This is a genomic window from Calditrichota bacterium (assembly GCA_013152715.1).
GTDB lineage: Bacteria > Zhuqueibacterota > Zhuqueibacteria > Thermofontimicrobiales > Thermofontimicrobiaceae > 4484-87.
This window is the reverse complement of record JAADFU010000170.1, coordinates 1-3243: the sequence shown is the minus strand read 5'-3', so window position 1 is coordinate 3243 and position 3243 is coordinate 1. Positions and strand designations below refer to the sequence as shown.

3 protein-coding genes and 1 pseudogene are annotated in these 3243 nt (G+C 47.1%); all 4 read left to right on the top strand.

Features of this window, described 5'->3' with window-relative positions:
- Positions 1–12: 12 nt before the first annotated feature.
- Complete coding sequence (locus tag GXO74_12705; GenBank protein ID NOZ62525.1) at positions 13–1140, top strand: 2-succinyl-5-enolpyruvyl-6-hydroxy-3-cyclohexene-1-carboxylate synthase; 1128 nt, start codon at positions 13–15, stop codon at positions 1138–1140.
- Positions 1141–1146: 6 nt separating this feature from the next.
- The gene (gene menH, locus GXO74_12700; protein ID NOZ62524.1) at positions 1147–1953 is read left to right on the top strand and encodes a 2-succinyl-6-hydroxy-2,4-cyclohexadiene-1-carboxylate synthase; all 807 of its coding nucleotides are present in this window, start codon (positions 1147–1149) and stop codon (positions 1951–1953) included.
- Positions 1940–2759: pseudogene (menB, locus tag GXO74_12695) on the top strand (1,4-dihydroxy-2-naphthoyl-CoA synthase). The gene menH and the pseudogene menB overlap by 14 nt, the downstream one beginning before the upstream one ends.
- A 287-nt stretch (positions 2760–3046) precedes the next feature.
- Positions 3047–3243: 1,4-dihydroxy-2-naphthoate polyprenyltransferase (locus tag GXO74_12690; GenBank protein NOZ62523.1), on the top strand; the 197-nt coding region annotated here is incomplete at its 3' end.

Below are 3243 nucleotides of genomic sequence, written 5' to 3'. Positions count from 1 at the left end.
ACGAAATATTCATTGCCTCGCTCAATGCCGGACATCGAGTCTCTGGAAGAAACAATTGCCACAGTGAAAAATTCAAAACGGGGACTGCTCGTTGTTGGCAGGCTCCACTGTTTACGGGAAAAAGATGCTGTTTCTCGTCTGGCGCAAAAACTGAACTGGCCGGTTTTTGCGGATATTGCATCCGGCCTGCGCCTGGGTAATGCAAATATCATTGCCTCATTTGATCAATTGCTTTTATCTGATAAATTTAAAGCCGATTTTAAGCCTGACACGATCCTGCATATTGGCGGTCGGATGACGTCAAAACGTTTTTTGCAATTCGCCGAAGCGAACGCCGGAATGAAATACATCCACATTGCGGATCACCCCTTTCGCCACGATCCGTCGCATCTTGTCGATCTCAGGATTGAGGCAGACATTCCTGTTTTTTGCGACAGTGTTTCGGAACAAATAAAAGAGCGGGATAAATCAAAGAACTATTCTCCGGCAGAGCAAAAATCCCGTCTCGTTGAAAATGTTGTTGCAGCATTTCTCAATAGAGATAAAAACATCTCTGAACCTGCTGTGGCGCGGATCATTTCTCAAAATATTCCGCAAGATCACGCTCTTTTTCTCAGCAATAGCATGCCGATCCGCGACATGGACATGTACGCCGATCCGCGGGGAAATTATGTTCCTGTGGGAACAAACCGCGGTGCAAGCGGCATCGACGGTCTCATTGCCGGCGCAGCAGGATTTGCCGTCGGGCTGGAACGTCCCACGACATTGCTTATCGGCGATCTTGCCTTTTTACACGATCTCAATTCCCTTGCCCTTTTGCAAAAAAACTCTCAGCCGCTGGTCATCGTTCTCATCAACAACCAGGGCGGCGGCATTTTTTCATTTCTGCCTGTTGCAGAATTCAAAGACGTCTTTGATTATTTTGAAACGCCCCATGATCTCAATTTTAAAAACGCTGCCGATCTTTTTAAAATACCCTACTTTGCACCAGAGAATGCAGACGATTTCACCCATGTTTATCGGCAAGCCGTTGAGAATGAGAGAACAACACTCATCGAAGTGCGGACGCATAAAGATGAAAACATTAGTTTTCACAAACGCCTTCAGCAGCAAATTACGACTACCCTGGAAGGAACGTAATTTTTAATGCATTCGAATCTCCTTCATTTTGAATGGCGCGGAGAAAAGGACGAACCCCCCGCTCTCTTTCTGCACGGTTTTATGGGATCGACTGCGGATTGGCAAACGGTATTCGAAAAGCTCGGCAAGTATTTTCACTGTCTGGCTGTTGATTTGCCCGGACATGGCAAAACGAATCTTTTACCCGAAGGCAATTCTTATTCAATGCCCTCAACGGCAAAGCACGTTTTAAACATTTTGGATCATGAGCAAGTGAAAAAATGCACACTGATCGGCTATTCCATGGGCGGACGACTGGCGCTCTACCTGGCGCTGCATTTTCCGCATCGTTTTGACCGGCTCGTACTCGAGTCCGCTTCGCCCGGGTTGGCGTCCGAAGCCGATCGCGCTGCCCGTCAAAAACACGATGAAATGCTGGCGCTGGAATTGGAGCATTTGCCGTTCAATGAATTTTTGCAAAAATGGTATGACCAGCCGTTCTTTGAATCTTTGAAAGGCCATCCGCGTTTTCAAAAAATGTTTTCCTTGCGTCTGCAAAATGATCCCAGGAGGCTGGCCAACTCGCTTCGATTCATGGGCAGCGGAGCGCAGCCGTCATTGTGGAAAAAATTGGGCACATTGCAAACGCCCACTCTGATTTTTGCCGGTGGACTCGATAAGAAATTTATTGACATTGGCTCCCGGATGAAGGAAAAAATTGAAAACGCAAAATTTAAAATGATCGAAAATTGCGGGCACAATATTCATTTTGAAAACCCGGAAGATTATTCACAGGAAATTTTAGCAATGGAGAGTAAATATGAGTACCGTTGACTGGCAGGAATCCGCCGCATTTACAGATATAAAATATCATAAAGCCGAAGGAATGGCTAAAATCACGATCAACCGTCCCCACGTTCGAAATGCCTTTCGGCCTCTGACTGTTGTGGAAATGTCCAAAGCGTTTGCCGATGCTGTTGAGGATCCCCAAATCGGCGTCATCATTTTGACCGGCGAAGGTGAAAAGGCGTTTTGCTCCGGCGGGGATCAAAAGGTTCGCGGTGATTCGGGCTATAAGGACGAAGGAGGTGTGAACCGGCTGAACGTTCTCGATTTTCAGCGTCAAATCAGGACATCTCCCAAACCGGTTATCGCCATGGTTGCCGGCTATGCTATCGGCGGCGGTCATGTTCTGCATCTTTTGTGCGATTTAACAATTGCCGCAGGTAATGCAATCTTTGGCCAGACCGGCCCCAAAGTTGGTTCGTTTGACGGCGGTTACGGCGCAAGTTACATGGCACGCATCGTCGGTCAAAAAAAAGCACGGGAAATCTGGTTTCTTTGCCGCCAGTACAACGCACAGCAAGCACTGGAAATGGGACTGGTCAACACCGTGGTTCCGCTGGAAAAGCTGGAAGAAGAAACCGTGCAGTGGTGCCGGGAAATTCTGGCCAACTCGCCCACTGCCATTCGCTGCCTTAAAGGCGCTTAACGCAGATTGCGACGGACAGGCGGGATTGCAGGAACTGGCCGGCTGTGCGACGATGCTTTTTTACATGTCCGATGAAGCGCAGGAAGGACGCAATTCTTTTCTTGAAAAGAGAAAGCCGGATTTTGGAAAATTTCCGAGACAGCCGTGAGGAGAAAAACAATTGGCATTATAGCGTTATTTGCAGTTCTATGCATAAAGAAATCAGATATTGTGGGCTTGTCCATACTGCCAGCGGAACAAAGCCAATTCAACTCGTCATTCTGTAAGAATCTTGTTGGACGGACGATTAAATAATAAAAATCCCAATTCCAGCGTTTTTCCTACAAGATTCATCCTGAATGACACGCCGGGTTCAGTGATGTCATTGCTGAACGAAACAAACAATTATTTTATAAAATATTGTCAAGTGTTGTCAAGAATTGTCAAGAGGTTAAAATGTCGGATTCCAAATTTAAAGTCTGGATTTTAGCGAGTCGGCCCAAAACGCTGTGGGCGGCGGTCTCGCCTGTTATTATCGGCACGGCAATGGCTTTTGGCGACGGCAAGGCGCATTGGCTATCCGCATTTCTGGCCGCATTCGCCGCAGTGATGATCCAGATCGGCGCAAATTTTTCCAATGATTACTTTGATTA

Excerpts from the sequence above, each read along its gene's own strand:
- menH (NOZ62524.1), top strand. The coding sequence starts at position 1,147 with ATGCATTCGAATCTCCTTCATTTTGAATGGCGCGGAGAAAAGGACGAA.